General features: G+C 53.8%; 27 protein-coding genes. 14 read left to right on the top strand and 13 right to left on the bottom strand.

All coding sequences use genetic code 11. The annotated features are described in order from the left end of the window. Positions 1-2 precede the first annotated feature (2 nt). Together Q3O59_RS08500 and Q3O59_RS08495 are read left to right on the top strand one after the other, a co-directional pair. Positions 3-278, top strand: a complete 276-nt coding sequence (locus Q3O59_RS08500; protein WP_305945178.1) for a hypothetical protein — start codon at positions 3-5, stop codon at positions 276-278. Further along, positions 278-757 carry an energy transducer TonB gene (locus tag Q3O59_RS08495; protein WP_305945177.1) on the top strand — a complete coding sequence of 160 codons (480 nt, stop codon included), beginning with the start codon at positions 278-280 and terminating at the stop codon, positions 755-757. The genes Q3O59_RS08500 and Q3O59_RS08495 overlap by 1 nt, the downstream gene beginning before the upstream one ends. 50 nt (positions 758-807) lie before the next feature. On the opposite strand, the gene Q3O59_RS08490 is transcribed toward Q3O59_RS08495, so the two are convergent. Next, positions 808-1,209 carry an ACT domain-containing protein gene (locus tag Q3O59_RS08490; protein WP_305945176.1) on the bottom strand — a complete coding sequence of 134 codons (402 nt, stop codon included), beginning with the start codon at positions 1,207-1,209 and terminating at the stop codon, positions 808-810. Positions 1,210-1,264: 55 nt separating this feature from the next. Further along, a complete protein-coding gene (locus Q3O59_RS08485; RefSeq protein ID WP_305945175.1) occupies positions 1,265-2,158 on the bottom strand; it encodes a DUF3667 domain-containing protein in 894 nt (297 codons plus the stop codon). Positions 2,159-2,313: 155 nt separating this feature from the next. Between Q3O59_RS08485 and sthA the strand changes: the two genes are divergently transcribed. Beyond that, positions 2,314-3,747 carry a Si-specific NAD(P)(+) transhydrogenase gene (gene sthA / locus Q3O59_RS08480; RefSeq protein WP_305945174.1) on the top strand — a complete coding sequence of 478 codons (1,434 nt, stop codon included), beginning with the start codon at positions 2,314-2,316 and terminating at the stop codon, positions 3,745-3,747. A gap of 65 nt (positions 3,748-3,812) precedes the next feature. On the opposite strand, the gene hemE is transcribed toward sthA, so the two are convergent. Together hemE and nudC are read right to left on the bottom strand one after the other, a co-directional pair. Further along, positions 3,813-4,886 (bottom strand): uroporphyrinogen decarboxylase, encoded by a 1,074-nt coding sequence (gene hemE / locus Q3O59_RS08475; RefSeq protein WP_305945173.1) that lies wholly within the window; start codon positions 4,884-4,886, stop codon positions 3,813-3,815. Between the two features lie 248 nt (positions 4,887-5,134). Next, a complete protein-coding gene (gene nudC, locus Q3O59_RS08470; RefSeq protein ID WP_305945172.1) occupies positions 5,135-5,950 on the bottom strand; it encodes an NAD(+) diphosphatase in 816 nt (271 codons plus the stop codon). 188 nt (positions 5,951-6,138) lie between these two features. On the opposite strand from nudC, the gene rsd reads away from it, so the two are divergent. Further along, on the top strand, positions 6,139-6,624 hold the full coding sequence (rsd, locus tag Q3O59_RS08465) for a sigma D regulator (protein WP_305945171.1): 486 nt from the start codon (positions 6,139-6,141) through the stop codon (positions 6,622-6,624). A gap of 48 nt (positions 6,625-6,672) precedes the next feature. On the opposite strand, the gene fkpA is transcribed toward rsd, so the two are convergent. Further along, positions 6,673-7,410, bottom strand: a complete 738-nt coding sequence (fkpA, locus tag Q3O59_RS08460) for an FKBP-type peptidyl-prolyl cis-trans isomerase (protein WP_305945170.1) — start codon at positions 7,408-7,410, stop codon at positions 6,673-6,675. Between the two features lie 80 nt (positions 7,411-7,490). On the opposite strand from fkpA, the gene Q3O59_RS08455 reads away from it, so the two are divergent. Then, positions 7,491-8,489, top strand: a complete 999-nt coding sequence (locus Q3O59_RS08455) for a WD40 repeat domain-containing protein (RefSeq protein ID WP_305945169.1) — start codon at positions 7,491-7,493, stop codon at positions 8,487-8,489. Positions 8,490-8,535: 46 nt separating this feature from the next. Next, on the top strand, positions 8,536-8,763 hold the full coding sequence (locus Q3O59_RS08450; RefSeq protein WP_305945168.1) for a SlyX family protein: 228 nt from the start codon (positions 8,536-8,538) through the stop codon (positions 8,761-8,763). Between the two features lie 18 nt (positions 8,764-8,781). Here the strand turns inward: Q3O59_RS08450 and Q3O59_RS08445 are convergent, their stop codons facing one another. Further along, positions 8,782-8,988 carry a YheV family putative zinc ribbon protein gene (locus Q3O59_RS08445; RefSeq protein WP_305945167.1) on the bottom strand — a complete coding sequence of 69 codons (207 nt, stop codon included), beginning with the start codon at positions 8,986-8,988 and terminating at the stop codon, positions 8,782-8,784. 110 nt (positions 8,989-9,098) lie between these two features. On the opposite strand from Q3O59_RS08445, the gene Q3O59_RS08440 reads away from it, so the two are divergent. The 3 genes from Q3O59_RS08440 to Q3O59_RS08430 all read left to right on the top strand — a co-directional run bounded on the left by Q3O59_RS08440 (position 9,099) and on the right by Q3O59_RS08430 (position 11,681). Then, positions 9,099-11,000, top strand: a complete 1,902-nt coding sequence (locus Q3O59_RS08440) for an ATP-binding cassette domain-containing protein (RefSeq protein WP_305945166.1) — start codon at positions 9,099-9,101, stop codon at positions 10,998-11,000. Next, entirely contained in the window at positions 10,993-11,445 is a 453-nt protein-coding gene (locus tag Q3O59_RS08435) for a TIGR02444 family protein (protein ID WP_305945165.1), read from the top strand. Before Q3O59_RS08440 ends, Q3O59_RS08435 begins: the two co-directional genes overlap by 8 nt. A gap of 95 nt (positions 11,446-11,540) precedes the next feature. Then, positions 11,541-11,681, top strand: a complete 141-nt coding sequence (locus tag Q3O59_RS08430; RefSeq protein WP_305945164.1) for a DUF3149 domain-containing protein — start codon at positions 11,541-11,543, stop codon at positions 11,679-11,681. 55 nt (positions 11,682-11,736) lie between these two features. Here Q3O59_RS08430 and pmbA read toward each other — a convergent pair whose 3' ends face one another. Continuing rightward, entirely contained in the window at positions 11,737-13,095 is a 1,359-nt protein-coding gene (gene pmbA, locus Q3O59_RS08425) for a metalloprotease PmbA (protein WP_305945163.1), read from the bottom strand. A 106-nt stretch (positions 13,096-13,201) separates the two neighbouring features. Between pmbA and yjgA the strand changes: the two genes are divergently transcribed. The 3 genes from yjgA to Q3O59_RS08410 all read left to right on the top strand — a co-directional run bounded on the left by yjgA (position 13,202) and on the right by Q3O59_RS08410 (position 16,095). Further along, on the top strand, positions 13,202-13,723 hold the full coding sequence (gene yjgA, locus Q3O59_RS08420; RefSeq protein WP_305945162.1) for a ribosome biogenesis factor YjgA: 522 nt from the start codon (positions 13,202-13,204) through the stop codon (positions 13,721-13,723). 220 nt (positions 13,724-13,943) lie between these two features. After that, positions 13,944-14,501, top strand: a complete 558-nt coding sequence (locus tag Q3O59_RS08415) for a PH domain-containing protein (RefSeq protein WP_305945161.1) — start codon at positions 13,944-13,946, stop codon at positions 14,499-14,501. Further along, positions 14,494-16,095, top strand: coding sequence for a PH domain-containing protein (locus Q3O59_RS08410; RefSeq protein ID WP_305945160.1), 1,602 nt, complete (start codon positions 14,494-14,496; stop codon positions 16,093-16,095). The genes Q3O59_RS08415 and Q3O59_RS08410 overlap by 8 nt, the downstream gene beginning before the upstream one ends. A 299-nt stretch (positions 16,096-16,394) precedes the next feature. On the opposite strand, the gene Q3O59_RS08405 is transcribed toward Q3O59_RS08410, so the two are convergent. The 3 genes from Q3O59_RS08405 to Q3O59_RS08395 all read right to left on the bottom strand — a co-directional run bounded on the left by Q3O59_RS08405 (position 16,395) and on the right by Q3O59_RS08395 (position 20,548). Beyond that, entirely contained in the window at positions 16,395-18,341 is a 1,947-nt protein-coding gene (locus tag Q3O59_RS08405) for a HEAT repeat domain-containing protein (protein WP_305945159.1), read from the bottom strand. A 101-nt stretch (positions 18,342-18,442) separates the two neighbouring features. Next, positions 18,443-19,459 (bottom strand): hypothetical protein, encoded by a 1,017-nt coding sequence (locus tag Q3O59_RS08400; protein WP_305945158.1) that lies wholly within the window; start codon positions 19,457-19,459, stop codon positions 18,443-18,445. A 30-nt stretch (positions 19,460-19,489) separates the two neighbouring features. Beyond that, a complete protein-coding gene (locus tag Q3O59_RS08395; protein ID WP_305945157.1) occupies positions 19,490-20,548 on the bottom strand; it encodes a hypothetical protein in 1,059 nt (352 codons plus the stop codon). 139 nt (positions 20,549-20,687) lie between these two features. On the opposite strand from Q3O59_RS08395, the gene Q3O59_RS08390 reads away from it, so the two are divergent. Both Q3O59_RS08390 and Q3O59_RS08385 read left to right on the top strand, forming a co-directional pair. Next, on the top strand, positions 20,688-21,533 hold the full coding sequence (locus Q3O59_RS08390) for a hypothetical protein (protein WP_305945156.1): 846 nt from the start codon (positions 20,688-20,690) through the stop codon (positions 21,531-21,533). Continuing rightward, positions 21,533-22,552, top strand: coding sequence for a hypothetical protein (locus Q3O59_RS08385; protein ID WP_305945155.1), 1,020 nt, complete (start codon positions 21,533-21,535; stop codon positions 22,550-22,552). The genes Q3O59_RS08390 and Q3O59_RS08385 overlap by 1 nt, the downstream gene beginning before the upstream one ends. Positions 22,553-22,561: 9 nt before the next feature. Here Q3O59_RS08385 and Q3O59_RS08380 read toward each other — a convergent pair whose 3' ends face one another. The 3 genes from Q3O59_RS08380 to Q3O59_RS08370 all read right to left on the bottom strand — a co-directional run bounded on the left by Q3O59_RS08380 (position 22,562) and on the right by Q3O59_RS08370 (position 24,256). After that, on the bottom strand, positions 22,562-22,831 hold the full coding sequence (locus tag Q3O59_RS08380) for a type II toxin-antitoxin system RelE/ParE family toxin (protein WP_369812372.1): 270 nt from the start codon (positions 22,829-22,831) through the stop codon (positions 22,562-22,564). Then, positions 22,818-23,102: a type II toxin-antitoxin system RelB/DinJ family antitoxin gene (locus Q3O59_RS08375; RefSeq protein ID WP_305945154.1), complete on the bottom strand. Its 285-nt coding sequence runs from the start codon at positions 23,100-23,102 to the stop codon at positions 22,818-22,820. Before Q3O59_RS08375 ends, Q3O59_RS08380 begins: the two co-directional genes overlap by 14 nt. 158 nt (positions 23,103-23,260) lie before the next feature. Continuing rightward, complete coding sequence (locus Q3O59_RS08370) at positions 23,261-24,256, bottom strand: branched-chain amino acid aminotransferase (protein WP_305945153.1); 996 nt, start codon at positions 24,254-24,256, stop codon at positions 23,261-23,263. Positions 24,257-24,591 lie beyond the last annotated feature (335 nt).

Raw genomic sequence — 24,591 nt, 5'->3', positions numbered from 1 at the left:
GTATGAATAAGCTGAATGAACAGCAAGCTAAAACTGTTGCCGATGCACTGCTGAGTCCGCAGCAGGCAAAAATCGATGCTCAAAGGCAACGTCAGGAAAAAGCGCGGCAGAAAGCCATGGCGCAACGAAAGCGCATGGCATGGGCTTTGCCATGCATGGCTGCTGGCTTTGCATTGGGTCTGATAAAGACAGCGCCAATAGTGTCGGCTCTGCTGGCAATCCTGGCGGTAGCGGCACTGTTGAAACTATGGTTACGCCCCACTATCAAGGAAGAATAATGATCATCCGCACTTTATCAATCCCATCGATTCTGATTGCTCTGACAGCTTGCAGTATTGCACCAACACCTGAGTCCCAAACCACATTGGACTTAACCGCCGAACAGCATTGGGTATCTCACTACTGGCAAGTCAGTCGGACCGCAGTACCTGAGTATCCAAGACAAGCGGCGCAACGAGAGCTCAATGGCTGTGTTCGTTTTCAACTGACCATTGATAGCCATGGCCGCCCGCAGCAGATTGAGCTGATTGAGTCTTTTCCGGCTGGGGTGTTTGATCAGTCAGCACGACGAGCCCTGGCAAAGTTTCAGTGGCAGCCTGGAGAGAAAAACCCGGAAGCTCAGCCAGCCAGGATCCCTTTCCAGTTGGATTTTACCCTGGAAGGCGGAGGCAGCAACTATGATGAAGCCGGGACATTTTGTTTTATTTCGGGCAACGAGCGGAGTGTTGCGAGTGTGAGCACAAGCAACAATCGATAGAACCCTGAAATTGAAGCAGCATCAGGGTTTGTAGTAAACGGTAGGGTATTTTATTCGCTAGCCCTGATAGCGCCTAAAACCGCCATGGCAGCCTGTGCTTTATCGGCAGGCACAAAAATATGATCGTGGTAGTAGGCAGCCATCACATTGGCGCTGATACCGGCAGCGGCCAGGGCGGATGAGACTGCAGCCGTTAGGCCAACGGCCTCAAGACTGGAGTGCACCGTCAGGGTGATCTGGCGAAAGCAGCCGCTACACGACAAGCCCGCCGCCTCGGCCCGGGATTTTTCCAGCACCAGGGTTAGCCCTTCCGGCTCAGTAAAGCTTGCCAACGGCTGCAGTGCCAGAAAGGAGCTAACAGGCCCCGGCACGGAGCAAAATACATACTCAGCAGGCTGCAGCTCTGGGTTTAATGATGCCAGCAGGACATCAAGCTCGGTGGTACCAGACATTCATTCGCAATGGTTTGAGGGCTATAGTTCTACTCAAAGATAGCACAGCATAGTCTTACATCCACAACACACTAAGAATCATCAGTGCGACCGAAGCAAACAGAAAAACCAGGCTGTAGATGGAACTGGTGAACCAGAATTTCAGCAGGGTTTTGCCCCAGCCTTGTTGGTAATAAAACTTCTGGCACAGCAATAGATAGAGTGGGATCCACCAGAAAAGAGCCGTTTTCAACCACTCCACCGGGTTAGCCAGCCAAAGCCAGGGAATGCTGCTTTGCAGCATATCAAGCAGCAGCACAAACACACCCATTTGCAGAATAAAGCTGTGGCTGTGCAGCGCCAGGATCAGATGCTCCATGTAAAAGCGGTTGGAACGGATGTATAGTAGCTTCAACAACAGAGCAAACAGAGGGAGCAGCAACACCATCATTTGCGGCGCCAATGAAAACAGCTTGCTGACCAGCCGCCCCGGTTCATCTTGGAACAAGTTAACTTGTCGATTAAAACGCTGCTGCGCTCTGTCCGAGAGAAAAGGGATCGACATATCAACATGAAAGTAAGCGCTGTCGCTGGCAGATTGCTCAGAAATGCTGAGCTGAACCGGCTGACTGGCCACTTCTTCTTCCAAAGCATTCAAAGTGTGGAAGCTAAACAGCTGCGCCATAATCAAAAAAGCCAGCACCGAGGTAAAAATATACAACCGCAGCGGTGGTACATAAGGCACTCGGTGCCCCTGCACATAACGGCGAGTCAGCAAGCCGGGCCGAAACCACAGTGGCCACAAGGTTCGCCATAAACGGCTGTCCCAGTTGCTAAACTCGCCAAAAAACTCACTCAGCACCCCAGTCAAATTTCGAATGTAGCTCTTTTTTTCCTGACCGCAGTGATGGCAGAAGGCGCCTTGCAGCGCAGTGCCGCAGTTATCGCAGTGTTGAGGCAAGGTTTCCATACTGGTTATTCTTGTTATGTAAAAGTCCTGTGTTGATTCTACTTGACTGGAAGCCTTTGGCAATAGCCATCAGCAAAGCCGTTTTACCGACCTTAGTCGGCTTTTTTTCAGTGTGAAATCAGGCTATTGTTATACTAATTTTGAAACTGGCCAAGATGGAGCCGCCTGTGGCGACAAAAACCAAGCAAAAAACCCCTGCCTACGACTTTGACAGCATTATTATCGGCACCGGCCCGGGCGGTGAAGGGGCGGCGATGAGCCTGGCCAAAAGTGGCCAACGGGTCGCCGTGATTGAGCGCTATCAGTCGGTCGGTGGCGGCTGCACCCATTGGGGCACCATCCCCTCCAAAGCGCTGCGCCACTCCGTTAGCCGCTACATTGAATACAAAGAAAACCCGCTGTTTCAGCTGGATGAAAACAAAACTCACCTGACCTTTGATGAAATTTTAAAACACGCCGCCGGCGTTATCCGCAAACAAGTACGACTTAGAAGCAGCTTTTACGATCGCAACCGGGTGACGATTTTTCATGGCGATGCCACCTTTGTTGGCCCGCACCAACTGGAGATCACCGAAGCGGATGGCTCCAAGCAGGTGCTAAGCGCCGCCAATATTGTGATTGCCAGCGGCTCTCGCCCTTACCGGCCAGCCTCTGTCGACTTTAATCACCCACGCATTTACGACAGCGATACCATCTTGTCGCTGCGTGACGATCCGCGTCATGTCATTATTTATGGTGCTGGTGTGATTGGCTGCGAGTACGCCTCGATTTTCCGTGGCCTTGGGGTACGGGTCGATCTGGTCAACAATCGGGATCGCCTGCTGGCCTTTATGGACAGCGAGATTTCGGACTCGCTCAGCTACCACTTCTGGAATTCCGGCATCAACATTCGCCATGGTGAGGAATTCGACAGCATCGAAGGCCGCGATGATGGTGTGGTGCTGCATTTAAAATCTGGCAAGAAAATGAAAGCCGACTGCATTCTGTTTGCCAATGGCCGCACCGGCAACACCGACAGCCTGAATCTGGCGGCGGTGGGGCTGAAAGCCGATGGCCGTGGCCAGTTGAAGGTCGACGACAACTACCAGACCGAAGTGCCGCATATTTATGCGGTGGGCGATGTGATTGGCTACCCCAGCCTGGCAAGCGCTGCTTACGATCAAGGCCGCATTGTCGGTACCGCCATTGTCAAGGGCCAGTGCGAAAGCCAGCTGATTACCGACATTCCAGTGGGCATTTACACCATTCCGGAAATCAGCTCGGTTGGTAAAACCGAGCAGGAGCTGACCGCAGCCCGTATTCCCTATGAAGTGGGCCGGGCCCAATTCAAACACCTGGCCAGAGCGCAGATTGCCAACACCAATGCCGGCAGCCTGAAACTGCTGTTTCACCGCGACACCAAAGAAATTTTAGGCATTCACTGCTTTGGCGAGCGGGCGGCAGAAATCGTCCATATCGGTCAGGCCATTATGATGCAAAAAAATGGCGGCAATACCATCGAGTACTTTGTGCACACCACCTTCAACTACCCGACCATGGCCGAAGCTTACCGGGTGGCGGCGTTGAATGGCTTAAACCGCTTGTTTTAAAGCTTTGCACTGCCTTAAAAGCACAAAGCCTGGCAGTTGCCAGGCTTTGTGCTTTTTTACCGAGCTTAATCGTCGGTATTCATATGGTAAGTCGGGCTGAACGACTGCACCGCATCAACAAAGACGCTGACCCGCTCTGGATCGACATCTGGCGTGATGCCATGGCCGAGGTTAAAGACATGGCCTGTGCCCTGGCCGTAACCGTCCAGAATGGTCTGCACTTCCTGGCGAATGCGCTCTGGCGTGCCCAATAAAATATTCGGGTCCATGTTGCCTTGCAGTGCCACTTTATCGCCAATGCGCTGACGCGCCTGACCGATGTCGATGGTCCAATCCAGGCCAACACCATCGCAGCCGGTGGCGGCGATTTGTTCCAACCAGAGACCGCCATTCTTGGTGAACAGGGTCACCGGCACCTTACGGCCATCGGCTTCACGGGTTAAACCATCGACAATCTGCTGCATGTAACTGAGCGAGTACTCTTTGTAATCGCGCGGTGTGAGCACCCCACCCCAGGTATCAAAGATCATGATGGACTGAGCACCAGCGGCAATTTGCGCATTCAGGTAGGAGGTGACGCTCTGCGCCAGCTTATCCAGCAGCATGTGCAGCACTTCCGGCTCGCTGTACATCATTTTTTTGATGATGCTGAAGGTCTTGCTGCTGCCACCTTCCACCATGTAGGTCGCTAAAGTCCAGGGGCTGCCGGAGAAACCAATCAGCGGTACGTCGCCGTTCAGCTCGCGGCGAATGGTCCGCACCGCGTCCATCACGTAGCGCAGCTCCTGCTCTGGATCCGGGATAGGTAAATTCACCACATCCATAAAATCACGAATAGGCCGCTCAAACTTAGGCCCTTCGCCAGCGCCAAAATAGAGGCCCAAGCCCATCGCATCCGGAATGGTCAGAATATCGCTGAATAAAATGGCGGCATCCATCGGGTAGCGGCGCAGCGGCTGCAAAGTCACTTCGCACGCCAGCTCCGGGTTTTTGCACAGCGACATAAAGTCACCGGCCTGGGCCCGGGTTGCACGGTACTCTGGCAAGTAGCGCCCGGCCTGACGCATCATCCAAATCGGGGTCCGGTCAACAGGTTCTTTGCACAGGGCGCGCAGGTAACGATCATTTTTTAATTGCATGATGAGATTGGTCCAAATGAGAATAGGCTTATCTTAGCATTGCTGGCGCAACGGCTCTAGCTTGAATGCTGATCCGCATCAAACTGACCGCAGACTGAATAAATCAAAAAAAGTTCACAAAGGTGCTTGTAAGCAGAAAATACATCTGCTATAAAATGGATGCGCTAGTGAAGAATAAGAAGTAAGAAGCCCGTTCACGGGACCTGTTAATCACCTTGTGTTTCAAGCACTTAGTGATTTAAGCCACGTTAAGTGGCTTTTTTATTGCCTAAAATTCGCTGCTGAACCCGGGCAATCATTTGGCCAGACAAGGTTTGCACCGGCGGCACCTCCGGCAAGGCATCCAGCTCAAACCAATGCGCCTCTTCAATCTCATTCGGCTGACAACGAATCGCCCCGCCCACATAACGGGCAATAAAGCCGGTCATCAAGGAATGCGGAAAGGGCCAGGGCTGGCTGCCGACGTACTCCAACTGATCGATGTCGACCCCAACCTCTTCTTTGACTTCACGCACCGCGGCCTGCTCTAAGGTCTCGGCCGACTCGACAAAGCCAGCCAGAATGGAGAAAAAACCGGCTTTGTAACGGCTGGAGCGGGCCAGTAACAGCTGATCGTCTTTCACCACCGCCACCAACACGCAAGGAGCAATGCGCGGGTAACAGCGGTGACCGCAGCGATGGCATAAAGCCGCCAGCTCCCAACTGACCAGATGCATGGCCGAGCCGCATTGACCGCAGTAACGGTGGGTTTGCAAAAACAGCGCCACCTGCACTGCCCGGGCGGCCAGTTCAAAAACACCGTCACCCTGGGCCAGCAACTGGCGCGGGCTCAGCCAATTGTCTTCGTCATCGCGTTGGTCATTCAGCACCCAATAATACGCAGCCTGACCATTCAACTCTCCCAGCGAGCCACTTTGCTCCGGTTCGCCAAACAAGGCCACCAGCTCACCCATGCTCATCAGCGCTAAGCTTTGCTGCTCTGGCGGCCAGTAAAGCTGCTGATGATTAACAATAAACCAATAGCCGCAGGTATCCGGCTGCATGGGTAAGCTGTGACTGATCATGCTGAATCCTTGTTTTGGGAACATTTGGCAACAACAGTTGGCCTGCCGCACTCAAGGGAGTATGATAAATGTTCATGGTGTTCTGACCAATGAAAAACAATTGATTTTAGCAGCAGAATTTTATTAACTGGTTGCTAAGCCGGAACGATGTTTTCGGATGGACAGTAGAGACAGGTAAGGAGCAGGTCATGTACAGGCGGGTTCAGGCAGCACAACAAAAGTGGGGCGGCGCTTTAACCGCAATCGACCATTGGCTGGAAGAGCGGCAACAACTCATTATCAGCTATTGCAAGCTGGCTGGTTTGCCCCCCTTTGATGACAAACAAAGGTCCAAGCCCAGTCAGGAAGCGGTGCAGGAGTTTTGTCAGATCCTGATGGATTACCTGTCTGCCGGCCATTTTGAAGTCTACGAGCAAATTGTTTCCGAGTGCGCTGTCAACGGCACCGACAGCCGGCAATTGGCCAACCGCCTCTACCCAAAGATTGCGACCTCGACAGATTTGGCGCTGGATTTTAACGACAAGTACGCCGAGCACTTCAGCACCCGTCAAAGCGGCGCCTTCGATCTGGAGTTATCCGATTTGGGGCAAGCGCTGGAAGAGCGCTTTGAGCTGGAAGATGAATTGATCAACACCTTGCACGATAAGCACAGCGATCAAGCCAGCATGGCTTAATCAAAAAGGGCAGCCAATGAGCTGCCCTTTTTGTTGTGACTACGCGACTTATTCGCCAGCTTTTTTGATGTCCAGCAGTTCCACTTCAAACACCAGCACGCTGTTCGGTGGGATCACACCCATATCACGGGAACCGTACGCCAGTTCCGATGGGATGGTAAAGCGGAACTTGGAGCCCACATTCATCAGCTGCACCCCTTCGGTCCAGCCTGGGATCACCCGGTTCAATGGGAATTCAATTGGCTCGCCACGCTCGTAGGAGCTGTCAAACACAGTGCCATCAATCAGAGTGCCTTGGTAATGCACTTTGACGGTGTCTTCAGCAGCAGGCTTGGCACCATCGCCTTGCTCAAGTACTTCGAACTGCAAGCCTGAATCCGTGACTTGCACCCCTTCTTTGCTGGCATTGTCAGCCAGAAAACGCTGGCCTACCGCTTGCGCTTCTGCCGCAGCCGCTTCGGCTTGCTGCTCTTGCTTTTCCCGGAAGCTTTGATCCAGCGCCATCAGGTGCTGTTGGATCTCGTCTTCATTCACCAAGGCTTGCCCCGCAATGGCGTCTTTCATACCACGGACAATCAGCTCGGCATCCAATTCAATGCCCATCGCCTTGTGCTCGGCCACTGCATTTTCAATGTAATAACCAGCCGATACACCAAAGCTGTAGGATTGTTTTTGGGTTTCAGAGTCCAGCGTGACCGGGCCTTCGTCGGATACAGAAGCTGGTTGACAAGCGGCCAGAGCCAGCACAGAAGCAGCCACCAGGCTGAGTTTGGTTGTTACGCGCATTATTTTCTCCAATTCGGGCAGCCGAAACTGCTCATTGTGTTATGATTTTAATCATCCACCTATACTAACGGTTTGTGCAGATGAGGTTAAGCCATCGCAGCAAATATCTGGCAATTTTCCTGTTGCCACTGCTGTTAGCCAATTGCAGCCGGGTTGAAACCACCCCGGTGCAGCAATGGAAACATGCCGCTCAGGCAACCTATGCCGCCGCCCTATCCAGCGATGGCCGCTATGCGGTGCAATCCTCCGTTCAGCACGGCATCACCATCTGGGATACCGAGCGCCAGGGACTGATGTATCAGTGGAACCACCGCGACGCCGATGAAAACATTGTGTTTGCGCTGGCCATCAGCCCGGACAACAGCCATGTGGTCAGTGCCGACCGCACCAACTTTGCGCTATGGCGCATAGCCGATGGCGAAAATGTTGGCTACTGGCAGCTGGATGAGTCCTCGGTGCGCGATGTGGCGATTTCTCACCGTGGTCGTCAGCTTCTCATAGGCAAAAGCAATGGCAATGTGCTGCACATTACCTTTGAAAGCGGGCGCCGTTTGTTGTTCTTAGGCCACAGCGAGCGTATCAACAGCGTGGCTATCTCGCCCAATGGCCGTTTTGCCCTGACCGGCGGCAACGATTACATGGCCTACCTGTGGGATACCGAGAGCGCGCAAATCATTCACAGCTTCCCACACCCAAGCCGGGTTACCAAAGTCGCTTTAGACCCACAAGGCCGTTTTGCCTTTACCGCCGACAGCCAAAGCACAGCGCAGATTTGGGATATTCAGACCGGTCAGTTGATCAGCCAGCTGCAATTTATCGCCCGCCAGCAAATTTTCAGTGCGGTGCGTTTTAGCGACGATGGCCGCTGGCTGGCTACCGGGGCACCCAGCCGCAATTTAGCCTTGTGGGATGTGCAAACGGGTCGGGAGCTGCAGCGCTGGCGGGTGTCACCGCGAGTCGGCAGTCGCCCACCCAGTGCAGCCGTGCATGCCGTGGCCTTTTTCGGCCCGGATCAATTAATCAGTGAAAGCTCCAGCGGTCTGGCAGAGGTTTGGCAGATCCAACTGGACAGCCCTTAATGGCATTGCGTAGACTTGCCTGCCGCAGCCAACGATGAGTAGCCCCATGAGTGACACCAAGCCGGATGAGTTAGAACTTCACATTATCGAGCTGGAAAGTAAAATTGCTTTTCAGGACGATGCCATGCAGCATCTGAGCAAAGAGTTGCTGCAGCACCAAAAGCAAATTAAGTTGTTGCAGCAGCAGGTGCTGCTGTTGGCGAAGCAGTTACAGCGGCAGGATCAGGATGAACTGATGCCGCAAGAGCAAGAACCGCCGCCGCCGCATTATTGATGCGGCTGTAGCAGGCAATTACTCAGGCTTGAAGACCCCAATCAATTGCTCGCTGCTGCCTGCGGCCTTGCTCACCTTCGCATCTGGCTGCGTCATCTGGTAGCCGCACTGCACACACTCCACCTTTTCCACATTGTGCTCTAAAAACAACATCATGCTGTCCATGGCATGGCATTTGGGGCAGGTTGCGCCAGCGATAAAGCGTTTTTTCTTACGGGTTGTCATGCAGCTTAGTTCCTCCGGTTTCGTGCATTATACACCAGCCAGGCTCGCTGTGATCAGTGCACTTCAGGTATACTCATTGCTTTGTGCCATCCCGCAACCGAGATGCTTTCATGATCCAACTGCAACACCTTGAATTACGCCGTGGCAGCAAAGCCCTGTTCAGCGATGCCAACCTGACCATCTTTCCCGGCCAGAAAATCGGTATTATTGGCGCCAATGGCTGCGGCAAGTCGTCTTTATTTGCCTGCTTTTTGGGCCAGCTGGCGCCCGATGCCGGTGAGCTCAGCATTCCGGCCAGTTGGGCCATCTCGACGGTAGCGCAGGAAACACCTGCGCTGGATTGCCCGGCGATGGACTATGTGTTGCAGGGCGATGAAACCCTGTATCCTTTACTGCAGTTACTGAAGCAAGGCGGTGACGGTGAGCAGTTAGCGCAGGCGCACCAGCAGATTGAACAACTGGGTGGCTACAGCGCCGAGGCCAAAGCCGGCATTCTGCTGGCAGGGCTGGGCTTTGATGGTGCCATGCAGCAACAGCCGGTGAAATCCTTCTCGGGTGGCTGGCGCATGCGGCTGAATCTGGCGCGGGCGCTGATGAAGCCCTCCCAGCTGTTGCTGTTGGATGAGCCCACCAACCACCTCGATCTGGATGCCGTACTCTGGTTGGAAAAATACCTGCAAAGCTACGATGGCACCTTGCTGCTAATCAGCCACGACCGCGACTTTCTCGATGCCGTCACCGACAGCATTATCCACATCGAGCGCCAGCAGGTGCAGCTGTACAAGGGCAACTACAGCCAGTTTGAGCGCCAACGGGCAGAGCGGCTGGCGCAGCAGCAATCCATGTTCGAGAAACAGCAGCAGCAAGTGGCGCACTTGCAGCAGTTTATCGACCGTTTTAAAGCCAAAGCCTCGAAGGCCAAGCAAGCGCAAAGCCGGGTGAAAGCCTTAGAGCGCATGACCCTACTGGCGCCGGCTCATGTCGACTCGCCTTTCAGCTTTGCCTTTCGCCCCCCCAAAGCCTTACCAAACCCGCTGCTGAAGCTGGAAAAGGTGCAGTTAGGCTATGGCGATCACACCATTTTGCACAACATCAATTTTCAGCTGCTGCCGGGCAGCCGCATTGGCTTGTTGGGCCGTAACGGCGCCGGTAAGTCGACGCTGATCAAGCACCTTGCCGGCAACCTTCCGGCCCAGGCCGGTGAACTATGGACCGCCAGCGGCATCAGTCTGGGCTATTTTGCCCAGCACCAGCTGGAAACGCTGCGCCCAAGCGACTCAGCCCTGCTGCAATTGCAACGGCTGGATCCGGCCGCCAGCGAGCAAAGCCTGCGTGATTTTCTAGGTGGCTTTGGCTTTCATGGCGATAAAGCGCTGGAGCCCTGCGCACCTTTTTCCGGTGGCGAAAAAGCCCGGCTGGTACTGGCCCTGCTGGTGTATCAACGCCCCAACTTGCTGCTGCTGGATGAACCGACCAACCACCTGGATCTGGATATGCGCGAAGCCATCGTGATGGCATTGCAGGATTTTGAGGGTGCCATTGTGGTGGTGTCGCACGATCGTCACCTGCTGACCAGCACCACCGATGAGTTTTATCTGGTGGCCGATGGCAAGGTAGCCCCTTTTGCCGGTGATTTGCAGGATTACTACCAGTGGTTGCAGCAAGACAGCCGCAAACAAAGCACGCCATCCGAGGCAAAGCCAGACAGTGCCAGCCAACGCAAAGATCAAAAGCGCCTCGAAGCCGAGCTGCGTAATTTGCTGCGGCCACTAAAGAAGAAGCTGGAGCAGGCCGAGGCCCAACAAGAGCAGTTAACGGCCCGACTGACTGAGCTGGAGCAACTACTGGCAGAGCCAGAACTGTACGAAGCGGCGCGTAAAGCCGAGCTGACCGAACGGCTGGCCGAGCAAGCCAGCGCCAGCAAAACCTTGGCACAGGTGGAAGAAGACTGGTTCTTGCTGCAGGACGAGCTGGAACAAACCGAGCAAAGTTTCTGGCAGCAGCATGGTTAAAGGGCCCAGCACAGAGCAATTCTGGCAATTCTGTCTTGCCAGCTACCCAGGCATTCAGCAGCCCTTGTTGCGCTTGCAGGATGAACTGGGTGCCAATGTCAATCTGCTGCTGCTGTTGCTCTATGCCGAGCAGCAGCACTGGATCTTAACGCCACAGCAGATTGACCAGCTGCACCAGGCGGTCGCCGGGCCCAATCGCAGCTACACCCAGCCAATTCGTCACTTGCGCCGCCGCCTGAGCACTCAGCCGGCCATCAAAGCGGCCTTGTTGCAGGCCGAGCTGGTTGCCGAGCAGCTGGAGCAGCAAGCCTTGCTTGCTGCCTTGCCAGAGCTTACAACCGGTCAAGATGCCGATTTGATTGCTGCTTATTTAACACAGCTGACCCCATCCAGCGCCCATTGGCATCCCCTGTTGTTTGATCTGCGTCAAAGCCTCTCCAGCTAAGCCAGCAAGCTGACCGCAAAGCTTGATCCAGGTCAGTTTTTATCCAACCACTTGCTTCTACACTGAGTGCAGTTATCAGACAGGAGGAGCATCCCATGAACCTGTGGCAAGAATTTATATCGGATCCGGTGATCTTTATTTCCTTTTCTGGCCTCGCCATTGTGATTGGCCTCTGCATCTTTTATGCGGTGTACTTTCTCTACAAGATTGACCACGACGAACAGCAGGCTAAATAAGCAGCAGGCCCGTTAGTGCGGGCCTGCTTCGGTAACTTCACTTGCAAGTGCGGCGCTAATGCCCGGCCACTTGCATTGATTCAATCAGCACCGAGCCGGTCTGCACCGCGCCCCGGATATCGACATCCTTGCCAACAGCAACAAGGCGCTGAAACAGCTCGTTCAGGTTGCCGGCTATGGTGACTTCGGCGACCGGAAACTGGATCTCGCCGTTTTCCACCCAAAAGCCAGCCGCGCCACGGGAATAATCCCCGGTCACGGTATTAACCCCCTGCCCCATCAGCTCGGTGACCAACAGGCCGCGCCCCATCTGCTGGCAGAGCGCCGCCAGATCCTGCTCGCCATGCTGCACCTGCCAGTTGTGGATGCCACCGGCATGGCCGGTACTGGCCAGACCCAGCTTACGGGCTGAGTAGCTGGTCAACAGCCAGCTGGTCAGCACCCCTTGTTCAATCACGGCTAAGTCGCGGGTTTTCACCCCTTCGGCATCAAAGGGACTGGACGCCAGCCCTTGCAACAAATGCGGTCGCTCCACAATGGTCAGATGCTCCGGGAAAATACGCTGACCGAGCTTATCGAGCAAAAAGCTGGACTGACGGTAAATGCTGCCACCGCTGATGGCGCTGACCAGATGGCCGAATAAGCTGCTGGCAATATCGGCCCGGAAAATCACCGGTACTTTCTGAGTCGGTACCTGACGTGCATCCAGGCGGGCGACCGTTTCCTCGGCCGCCTCACGCCCGATCTGCTCCGGGCTCAGTAGTTTGGCAAAGTCGCGCTGCACGCTGTAGCTGTAATCGCGCTGCATGTCCTGCTCGGATTTGCCGATCATCACGCAGCTGATGCTGTGCCGGCTGCTGGGGTAGCCCACCAGTTGACCATGGCTGTTGCCATAGACTTTGATGCCCTGATGCGACGAGAACGACGCCCCTTCGGAATTGACAATGCGGCTGTCGTAATCAAATGCTGCTTGCTCGGCGCGGGCACAGCTGGCAATGGCGTCGCTGGTATCCACCTGGTGCGGGTGAAACAAATCCAGTTCTGGCGGGTTAAACTCCAGCCAACCGGCTTCCGCCACACCGGCGCATGGGTCTTCCGAGGTGTAGCGGGCAATATCGACCGCAGCTTCTACCGTGCGTTTCAATGCCTGCGGGCTCAGATCGGCTGTGGATGCCGAGCCTTTGCGCTGACCAAAATACAAACTGATGCCAAGGCCACCATCCTGGTTAAACTCCAGGGTTTCCACCTCACCATGACGGGTTTCCACGCTCAGGCCACGGGTACGACTCATCGACGCCTCAGCGCTGCTGGCCCCCAGCTGTTTCGCATGCGCCAGCACCTGGCTGACCGCTTCTTTGACTTCCGCAATTTCCTGCTGGATATCTTGCTGTATGTGCTGCTGTGATGCTTGCATAGCCCCTCGTTATTGCAATAAAGAGCTCGCTCGTTGCAAGGCGCTGCTCTTTCCCACCGCGATACGTTATAATGATGGCATATAGTGTACTCAGATAAGTGACAAGATGACAGAATTTCTCCACGGTGACTGGGATGAAGACGAAGTCCTGAAAAGCAAAACCCAGGTCAAACGCGAAATGGATGCGCTGCAACAGCTCGGCGAAGAGCTGGTCGCCCTGCCACCGGCATCGCGTGCCAAAGTGCCGCTGGACGAGGAGCTGCGGGATGCTCTGCTGCTGGCGGATAAGCTGGCGAAAAAACGCGAGGCACTGCGCCGACACATCCAGTTTATTGGCCGCTTAATGCGCAGCCGTGATATCGAGCCGATTGAGCAGGCTCTGGCGCTGATCCGCAACACCAACCAGGCGGCTACCCGCAAGTTTCATTTGGTTGAGCAGTGGCGGGATCGCTTGCTGACCGAAAAAGACGCCGTCACCGCCTTTGTCGCCGAGTACCCGGAAGTGGACGTCCAACAACTGCGCCAACTGATCCGGCAGGCGCAAAAGGAACAGCAAAAACAGCAGCCCCCCAAAGCCTACCGAGAGCTGTTTCAGCTGCTGCGCCCCTTCGTCACCGAAGCGGAGTAAGTGCCCGTCACTGAGCAAAGGGTGAGCACCGGCCGCTTCGCCATGGCTGTTGAGGCAGCTGAAGCTGCCAGGTAGTCATCTGGCAGTGGATGCCGAGCCCCCAGGCCTGATCCGATGCACAACCGTTTGCCGTCAGCTGTTTTCGAAAGCTGTTGACATAGTCGGCTGCAAAAAAATCAGTTAGTATTCTGCTTACCCATGGTCAACAAAAGATCGCAGCATGGATACCGGCGCATCCGACCCAACCGCTTTTCACAATGAGCCGCTGCACCCCAGCCTGCTTCCCGACTTGCAGCAGCTGGAATGGCAGCCCTTATCGCCGCGCTACAGCCAGCTGGCTTTCTGGCTGAATAACGCCACCACCTTGCTGTTGCTGCTGGTGACTCTGGCTTACTGGCTGCAGCCTTTCTGGCAGCCAAGTGAGGCCAACCACCAACTGCTGTTGGGTCTGGCCGGCTTACTGATTGCCGGCAGCCTTTGGGTTACCCTGTACTGCCGGCTGGCATTCCCGCGTAAGCGTTATGCACTGCGCGAGCATGATCTGAGCTTTCGCAGCGGCTTGCTGTTTGAAAAAAGTGTCACCCAGCCGATTTTGCGCATTCAGCACATTGAGCTCAAACGTGGTCCCATTGAGCGCAAAGCCGGCCTGGCCACCTTGCAGGTATTCAGCGCCGGAGGTGCCCTGCACACCTTTGAAATTCCTGGCTTGCCGCTGATGGAGGCGAAGAAAATTCGTCAGTTTATTCTGCAGCACAAGGACAACCGCCAGCATGACTGAACCGAGTGCCAACCCAGTCAGGCCAGAAGCACAATTGCAATCGCTGACCCATTGGCAACGGGTTTCGCCGATTGCGCTGCTGTATTTTGCATTTCGCCTGTTCAAGGGCGTCTTTGGCAACCTGGCCTATCTGGCACCAGCCTTGCTGGTGTTTTATCAGGGCATTAAGCGTGAGCCGGGCTATTTTGCATTGGGACTCTTGCTGCTGATGACAACCTTGCTGCTGATTGCCTTGCTGCGCTACCTGGCGTTTCGCTTCCGGGTCCATGGCGATACGGTGGAAATCCGCTCCGGCGTGCTCAGAAAAACCCAGTTGAACCTGCCGTTTAGCCGCATTCAGAATGTGCGTCTGCTGCAGCCGCTGTACTACCGGCCAAGCGGCCATCTTTGTCTGCAGCTCGACACCGCCGGTTCGCGGCAGCAAGAAGCCCGGCTGGCTGCCCTGCCGAACACCCTGGCCACCGAGTTGCAACAAGCCATTTATGCCACCCAGCGCCAGCAAGGGGCCAGCACAGAGTTGCCATCCACCGAGGTGCTGGCCAGCGAACCCGATACTGCAGCCGAGCATTCAGCCGCAACCGCTCAGCCGGAGGAGCAGCTGCTTTGTCAGCGCTCGGTTGGCGATCTGGTGCTGTACGGCATCAGCAACAACCGGCTGCTGCTGGCCCTGGGCCTGGCGGCGCCTTTTTACAACCGCATTACCGAGCTGGTCAGCGAGCTGCTGCGGCGGCTTGGGCTGGATATCGCCCACTGGTTTAACCCGGAGCAGCAGTCCTGGTTTTGGCTGGGACTGGCGGTCCTGGCGCTTACCCTGATGATCATGCTGTTGATCACCTTGTTTTCCATTGCCGCTTCGGTCCTGAGCTACTACGGCTTTCGGCTGACCCGCAGCGAAAAACGTTACATCCGGCGCAGTGGTCTTTTTACCCGTCATGAGATCAGCATGCGGCCCTCTCGTTTGCAATGGCTGCAACTGCAACAAGACTGGCTGGATAAAGTCTTTGGCCGCTGCAATCTGCATTACGAGCAGGTGCAGTCCAGCCCGATGGCCGCAGCGCAGGGGCATGCCAGTCAGGGCAAAATCATGGTGCCATCCCTGCCGCCAACCCAGGCAGCGGCCTTGATGACCGAAGCCATGCCCGGCCAAAATAGCGCTGGGATCGCCTTTTCAGGGGTAAATTGGCGTTTTTTACTGCCTTCGGTGCTGCTGTTCTGGCTGCCGGCACTGGTGCTCAGCCAATGGGCACTTCGGCCAGACGATGCCCTGCTGGCCAATCTGCTGCTGCCAGTCTTTGCGCTGTTGCTCGGGCTATTGCTGCTGCGCTGGCGCCGCTTTGGCTATGCGATGGATGAGCAGTATTTTTACCTGCGCCGTGGTGTGATCGGGGTGGATTATTACTGCCTACCGCTGTACAAGCTGCAGCAACTCAGCCGCCAGCAGCACTGGCTGATGCGCCGCGCCGGTTTGATGCACCTGCAACTGGTGTTTGCCTCTGGCAGCCTGACCGTGCCCTACATGCCCGCCCGGGACGCCGATACCATCGCAAATACTCTTCTATACCACACTCAAAGCAGTGGCAAGGGCTGGATGTAACGATGCCAAGCGATAGCAAGCCCAAAAAAAGCCCCGTAAACAGGCCTTATGAAGGGTAAACGGTAGGCTGAAAAGTTCTACTACTACGGGGTGGTATTTTCAACCTGTCGGAGTTCAGGTGGAATCTATTTAGTTTCCATTCTGAAACAGCAACCTTGCCGTTTCGCGGAGTCACCAGGAAAACTCGCAGTTCTGTTCAACGCCTCCATGCGCTTCCCCCTTTCGGGGCACCCGCGAAAACTTGCACCAGACAAATTTGTCCTGACTCGCTAGCGCCCGCCTTTCAGGATGGGCGCTATTTAAGGAGATACATGCCGCAAAATCTCCTGCTTTAGCTCTGCCGGAATATCCCAGAACAGGCGTTGCCTTAGTGCCTCCTCTGCAGCGGACAAATCGGCAGCTGAGTTACCAATCGCTCGAATCAAAGCCATATTCACCGACAACTGTTGCGGATCCGCAAGCTCAGCTTGTTGCAGCTGTGATAATAACCAGGCATTGCGCTGCTCCGCTTGCTGCATATCCTGCACAGACTGCAGTGCCACTTGCCGCACTTCATCGGAAGCTTCTCCCTGAAATGCCCGCGCGAAGCTGGCAAAACTATCAGACGTATCCATAGCAGCGATGGTTTCAAAAGCAGCTGCCCGGACGGATTCGGCCTCATGCTGCAAAAAACCTTCAACGGCCGTCAGTGCCCCGGCATCTGCTGTATTATACAAAGCGCTCAGGATCAAGGCCTGATCATCATGGCTGTTTGCGCTGTACAGCATACTGACCAGATAATCACCGATATTGGTCGTCATGTCCGAGGTATCGCGACTTTGGTCACCTAAACTGCCAACGGTGAGTAACGCCATATCGGCAATATAGCTATCCCGCCCATGGTAAATTCCCAGCAAACCATCGACAAAATCCTGCACCGGGGCCTGTACACCGTGCGAATGAGCCAGCGCCCTGGTCCTGGTAGACTCCATCCGGCCAGAAGCAGCCGCCTTCAGCAAGGCCATTTGATGGGCACGTCCTCCAACATAGGCCAACGCATGCCAAACCATAAGCTCTTGTTGTTCCGTCATCCCTGAAATGCTATCCAGCACTTCGACCAGGTCGGCGGAGGCTTCCGGGTGATGCGTTAAAAAAGCAATTAACAGCTCTCGTGCTACCTGCGGGTTTTCAGCAAAGACACTCTGATACAACAGCAGAAAGTCATCTGCGCTTAAACCATCCACCATCAACAACAACTCGGCAGAAATCGCCTCCTGCAATGTGCTAAGTACGGTTTTTGCAATAAGCTGTAAAAAATCGGCAAAGTGTGCCGGAAAAGGTATGGCCGGCTGGTCATGACCTCGGATTAAACGGTAGTAGCTATGCATCTCACTGAGCGGCAAAGCACCGAGAGTGCTGCTTAACTGCTCCTGCCCCTCGACGCGCTGGATCCAGGCTCCCTTCGCAGAGAGCTCATAAAAGGCCTGATTATCCCCCAGCCAGGCATCGGTGCGCCCGCCCTGCTCAAACAGATAAGGGCTGTGCAGTTCGGCATAGCCTGTTTTGGTTTTTTGCACCACGGCCAACTGCTCCAGGGTAAGTTGCACCAGGCGGTAAGCCCCCTGATATTTCCCCATGGTATCAAACTCAGTGGTAGTCCATTCGCTACGTGCCGAACGAGGCAGCGGCAATTGCAAATAATGCACCAGTTGCCTTATCACATGCTCTGCATCGTTGTGCAGATTTTCAGGAAAAACAAAATGGCTGATCACCCCCTGGGCCGAAAGGCGGAATGCAAACGGGGTTTCCATATGAGGCATAAAAATTGGTGCCAATTGATTAAGCAACAGCAAATCCGGCTTAATCCGGCCCGCCACCTGCCAACCCGAGTTTTCAGCAGGGTACAGCGCCATGAACAGAGTGCCGCTGAAATCCATGCCAAGGGGCTCCATGGTGGCTGCCGTGGTAGCCGCGCTTTGCTGAAAAGCCGCCGCCTGGATGGCTGCGGTATTGACCAGACCGGTTGAATGCACAGCAAAAGTAAAACTGATGGGCTCTGCCGGCGCAAAGCTCAAATAAAAGTTCAGCGGCTGCTCAAGGGTAGCGGCCTCGCTCAGGGCCTGATGCTTAAGCTGAACACTAGCTTGTGCTTGTGGCGGCAAAGGGGCCGTATCATCCTCGACCTCAATCACCAGATACCCCAGCACCAGGCAAAGCAACACAAATGCCAATAACAGCACAGTTTTAAAACGGGAAAAGATGGTCATATCATTACTCAGGTTTTTGCTATCAGCTAACAACAACTCTAAAAAAATCTCCGGGAGAGGCTCCCGGAGATAGCTTTATCATTTAATAGAGAATACAGGTACTAACCGGCATTGACTTCCAACTCGGTTGTTCTATCGAGCCAGGTCCAGGTTTTACGCACCCCTTTCCACTTTATGAGCACTTTCCTGGCGACTGTCTTCCATTCAAGCCCACATGGGTATTTGATTCTTTTACCAAAGACTCTTCTCTTGCAGGTTTTCACACCTCTGATTTTACCGGTAGCCGTAATATTTCCATCTAACGAGTGTAGTGTTACAGGTGCTTGAAACCTAGCTACTAACCTATTATTTCGGGAAGGGTTTGCAAACAAATCCAGAACCAATTTCTGATCAATCCCAAGCAAGGTCACTCTTCCAGTAACATCAGCTTTTGCCAAAACCATATTTGTTCCCGCACTCGCAGCTCCCTCTAAGGCAGCTACATAACCTAACTCGTTTCGAAGTTGAAGCATCAAGTGCCGCTGAGAGGGGTTTGGTAGGTAATAAAATGAAACACGTCCCTTTGGGCCAAGCCTGCTATCAACACCAACTCTGACAGTCACCGGAATCGGGCCTAACGGAAAGGTGGTTGAAACACGGTTTTCATGGTGAACAATAAACTTCTCTTTTGCATCTCTCCCAGTCCCTTCCAATGTAGTAAAAAGTTCCCGCCCATTCATCTGGGAAACAGTAAAGTTCTTATCAAGTATTTTTTTAACCACTCTGAAATCAATTTTCAACCCACTATCTGCAATATTGTATTCATTTACAGCCAGCCGGGTGTCAAATCGAAACAAATTAAAATTCCTACTTAAAACAGTGGTATTAATTCGATTATTCGTTGAATAATGGGCAGCATAAGTTCGCCCTTGATGCTGGGCAAAACTCACATTATTTTTTTGTTCGTAGGAAGAGCCAAAGAAACTGTTGCCAAAACGATCTTTCATCAGGCCTTCCCGGTTGCCATCCACTTTCACCCGGTCGGTATAAGGCCCTAAACCATGGTTAATGGATGCAGCAGTCTGGCCACAAAAAGCAACCCCCAGTAACAAAGAAAGCAGTGCGATTGTTGTACGCATTTAATCATTCCTTTTTAAACTAAAATAGTGTTAGCGAATATAAAGCAAAGGCAGGCTGGCCTGATTATCAGACAGTTGTCCTTGCCACTCTTCAATCCGCCCCTCCGGGTTTACCGTGACCTCCAGCTGGGCTATAGCTGTTTCTGGCATTTGCTGCAGGGCCTGCATGGCCGCGGCATCTACCAGCAAGTTCAGATCGTAGGTTTTCACCTGACCGGGTTGCAATGCATAGCACTGGGTAACCAGTTGCGTTTCGTCTTCAATCTCTTCCCACTCCATACCAGCGCTTTCATTGCTTACCAGCACCTCAACCTGGCTGCATTCAGGTTCAATCCAGAACTCACTCTGGATCTGTTCACTGTCGGCAAACACATAGCGCAGCGGGAAACTGCCGTAATTGGGAATAGTTAACTGAAAGGCAACATCCAGGGGCTCGACTACCAGTTCAGCTTCCGTGCTTACAGAGAAGTTCAAGCGCAAGGTTGGATAAGCCTCATCCCCAAGCTCGATAAAGGAAGAACTTTCCAGGCTAAAATTGTAGCCATTGGCACCAAACAAGCGGGCTTCATCGAGCTTAATATTCGGTAAATCTGGCTTAATCAGCTGCAATGACCAGTCGGCAAAAAAGGTACGCTCACTGCTAACAGCAACATCAGGCAACTCATCCTCTATCACTTCAGCGACCGGCTCCTGCTCGTACTCTGCGCGATCCAGCACACTAACCACCAGGAAGTAATGATCGGGCCGCAGCGCCAGCGGCAACTGAAAACGGGAACTAAGCTGACGATGTTCATGCGGTTGCAGCCCCCCGACCTCCACAGTTCCCAGCCACTCTTCAATACCAGCCGACTCAAGTTCAGCCTGGTATTCAATCAATGGAAAACCCGGGTCATAGAACTTCAGCCCAAACCGCGCGATCAGATCCCGAGGCTGATCATCATTTACTAAAACAAATTCCACCTGCTGCGACATCCCCGTGTACCAGCCAGCAGCGGCATCAATACTCTGTACTGTAACCTGGCCGTAGCTCGCTGCCGATGCTGCAATCAGCGCTGTGGCAATCATTCCCTTATTGATTTGATGTTTCAACCCAGCCTCCCAAAACAAAATATTAACAACTGTTTTTTTTCGCCGCGCATCATAACAGATGAAAATGAATTGCAAAATACTCCGCATCAATTTTCTCTGTGCTATAATCGCGCGCCTGCCGTAATCTGAGTTTATTTCCATGAAAGACACCCTGCTTATTGCCCTTACCCTGCTTATTTTTTTTACAGCTTCTGCACTGGCCGATGAACGGATCCGTTGCGGCAAAAGCACCCTCTGCTCGGTGGAAAACGCCAGGCCGCCATTTGTGCTGCGCAACCTGCCGATGCCTGATGGTATCCAACCAAGCCGATTGCCGGTCCTGTTAAACACCTTCTCCGATGAGCAGATAGTCGACGTTGCCTTTACCCCGGAAACCCTGGTGCCATTACAGCTCATGACTGAACGCTGGCTGGCCCAGCACACCGACCTTGCTGTGCTGCCTCCACCACCAGTATCTAATCAGCATTATCCTGGTATGAAACTGTCGCACGACCTCGCCACGCAACGCACTCATTTAGTAGCCTGGAGTGCCAGCACAGCTTTTACTAAGGCAATGACGCAGCCATCCCAGTACCAGGCAACAGATAGCTTGTTGCTACTTTTCATTAGCCGCAACACCCTGCTGCCACATGGCAGCATTCCGCCCTACCTAACTCAAGGCAGTTGGCAGGAGCGGGGAGAGAAAGCCAGGCTGGGGACTGAGTTTTTTGAATCACTGGCTTACCAGGCGGTGCTGATTAACCATCAGGGTGAAGTCATTGCCGCTGCTACGGAAGGCTTCCGGGCGGGCAGCAGTATCTATACCGATCCACTGATATTCTTGACCATAGGACCAGACAAATACCTGCGTAGCTGGTATCAGCTTAACCAGCGCGATATTCGCGACAGCATCACCGCATGCGAGCAGGATGCTAGCTGCCCGGCCTATCAGGCGTTGACCCAGCTATTTGCCAACCTGCAAATAGCCATCCAAGGAGCACACTAATGGTTCGTACGACATGGCGTCAACTGCTGTTGCTGGCATTGGCTGTATGCCTTGCCGCCTGCAGTAGCATCGATTTTAGCAGCTACAACTGGGCTGAGGATCCAAGAGGCTGGTTAAACAAATACCGGGTTTACCATGCTCAAGACAGCAATGATAGTGCGCTGCACTGGGTGATAACAGAGGAAGAAATACAGCAAATTGGCCTGCTACCGCTATCACTGGATCCACGCCTGACCGACAGTTATCCCGGTACCCGCCTTAAACAAAAAAACACTGTTTTTTACCAGCCATCGCTGTCTTATTCGTCCACTGGTCGTACGATCTTGTTAGCTCAGTTACAACCAGAGATGTCGGCACAGCTTCACCACCTGTTGGCTACAGCACCGGGACTTGATAATCGCTTACCCTGGGATACCCAACACAAACCCGATGTATTCTGGGGAAAACCCAGCCAGTTTCGCTTTGTAAATGGTGCGTTCAGGTACAATTATCTGGATTGTGCTTTTCCAATTTCCGCTCCCTGCTCTTTGCTACCGCAGCCAGCAAAAAAAAGCGATGCTAACTGGCAACTGGATGGCTATCTGACCAATCAGTCGGCAGCGGAAGACCGCTACCTATTGGTCATGAACTGGAACCCTGAGACCTCCCTGTACGAGCGCGAAGATCGTTTTAACCTTGATATCAAACCCACACGCCGTTTACTGGGTGCACTTTCGGATGAACTGGGCGTCAGCCATTGGCTGATGCTGCAGTTAAGTGTCGCCGATTTTGATCACTGGCTGAAAGCCGATGCCAATGGAGATTACCAACACGATTTTGTGCTGCAGGCTCTGTTACTGGATACCGCAGGAAGGGTGCAGCAAGCCAAAATCAGCCCCTTTACCCTACGCTGGAGCTCCACTTCCCTGCTGTTGTCTGAAGAGGAGCTAGCACAGCTGCAGCACAGCTGGCTGCCGGCGCTGCTACAGGTGCTGCATGCTTTCGGTCTGCAGCGACAGGAGCAGCATGAAGGCACTTAGCAATAGCAGCTAGAAAAGGTCGCTGTGGGAACCAATGCGTGCAAGTTGCAAAGTCTCATTGGTTATTCTGTAGATTAACACCAGATCGGGTTTAATGTGGCAATCACGAAACCCCAGCCAATTGCCCGTGAGTGGATGATCGACATTTTTGGCAGCTAGAGTTTCACCCCGTTGCAGTTTTGAGATGATGTTGCCCACTTCCACTATGTCAGGGATAGGCATTTTGGCAATTTTTTTAAAGTCTTTTTTGAATTGAGTAGAGTATTCAAGACTGAGCATTGCGAACTTTGCCCTCGGTCAACTCATTGAGCATCTGCTCAATGGATTGACTGCGGTTGCCTTTCCCTTCTGCAAGTTCATGAATAGCAGCAGCAGTCGTTGCATTCGGCTGAGGCACCTTCAGCTCAAAGGGGATGCCTCCGTGGTTAATAACGGCACGCGCAAAGAGCTTAAGTGCTTGCGATGGGCTTAAACCAACTTCATCACAAATTGTAGTAAACGCGACTTTGGTGTCATGATCAATGCGCGTACTGAGCATTTCGCTTTTCATACGACCCCACCCCATAATGTGTTGCAATGTCTAACATTGTAACACGCTGCGTGAATAATGCACAAAAGTACTCTTTAGTGCCTTTGTTTTTGGGCCGCTGAATGCGCGGAAACAACAAAGGCCCATTCAAGGGCCTTTGGGGAGTATTGCAGCATGGCTTAGACTTTGCGTAGCCAGCCGTGTTTGTCTTCGGCTTTGCCCCACTGAATGGCATTCAGTGCCTGGCGCAGCTTCATGGTGACCGGGCCTGCTTCGCCGTTGCCGACCGCATGCTCTTTATTGCCGCGGATTAAGGTGCCTACCGGCGTCAACACCGCTGCGGTGCCCGACAGTGCGGCTTCGGCGCCTGGCTTGGCAGCGCGCTCCAGCAGCTCTTCTACCGTCAACTCACGCTCCGATACTGTCATGCCCAGATCGCGTGCCAGTGTTAAGATGGAGTCGCGGGTGACGCCGTGCAGGAAGCTGGTATCCAGCGCCTTAGTAATGATTTCATTGCCGTCAATCAGCAGGAAGTTGGCCGCGCCGGTTTCCTGCACATCGCCGCCCGGGCAGAACAGCACCTGATCGGCCTGCACGCTGGCGCGGGCTTTTAAAATCGGTTGCAGCGCACTGGCGTAGTTGCCCCCGCTTTTGACCATGCCCATATGGGCCGCACAGCGGGCGCCATTTTCTTCCAGCAACAAGCGCAGTGGCTTGGCACCACCGGCGAAGTAATCACCGACCGGCGACAGCAACACATACAACAGCGAGGATGCGGTTGGCGCCGCCGCTTTGCCGATGGCAGCTTCGGTGCCGATGTGGGTAGGGCGGATGTACATGGACCCCGGCGGGGCCGGCACTTCGGCAGCAAAACGCTGAACGATGTCGGTGATCATCTGCTCCAGCATCGGCGCTTCAAAGGCCGGCAAGGACAACAGCTCGCTGCTTTGCTGCATACGGGCCACATTGCGGTCCATCCGGAATAAATGAATGGAACCATCGTCATGGCGGAAGGCTTTTAAACCTTCAAAGCAAGTGCTGGCGTAGTGCAGCACATGCGCGCCCGGATGCAGGCTGATGCTGTTGGATGAAACAACTTCCGGCTGGCTCCAGCCGCCATCGCTGAAACGGGCCACTGCCATTTCTGGCATAAAAAGGGTACCAAATGCTGCCATAACTACTTCCTGTCAGGGTTCGGGTCAAGGCCCGCTCTGCTGGCGGGCTTAAACAAGGGGTAAAGTTTACTCAGTCACGGGGTTTCTGGCAAACTAATCGCACTAGTGCTCTTTCCAGTTAATTATGACGGATTCAGTCGGAATTAAAACACCCTCAGGCTAGGCGTTTGTTTGCAGGTTTAGTGGTGCTAAATCAAAAACAAGCAACAACGTCTGAGGGTGTTTTAAACCGACCCTACGGGCGAGCGCCAGGACTTCCAATGCGGCGTTAGCTCGTTTCGACAGAGCACCACTATGCCTTCAACGAGCTGTCTTGCCTTGAAAGCCCTGGCACT

The sequence above is a fragment of the Alkalimonas delamerensis genome, from assembly GCF_030717955.1.
Taxonomy (GTDB): domain Bacteria; phylum Pseudomonadota; class Gammaproteobacteria; order Enterobacterales; family Alteromonadaceae; genus Alkalimonas; species Alkalimonas delamerensis.
This window is presented reverse-complemented; position numbering and strand designations above follow the sequence as displayed.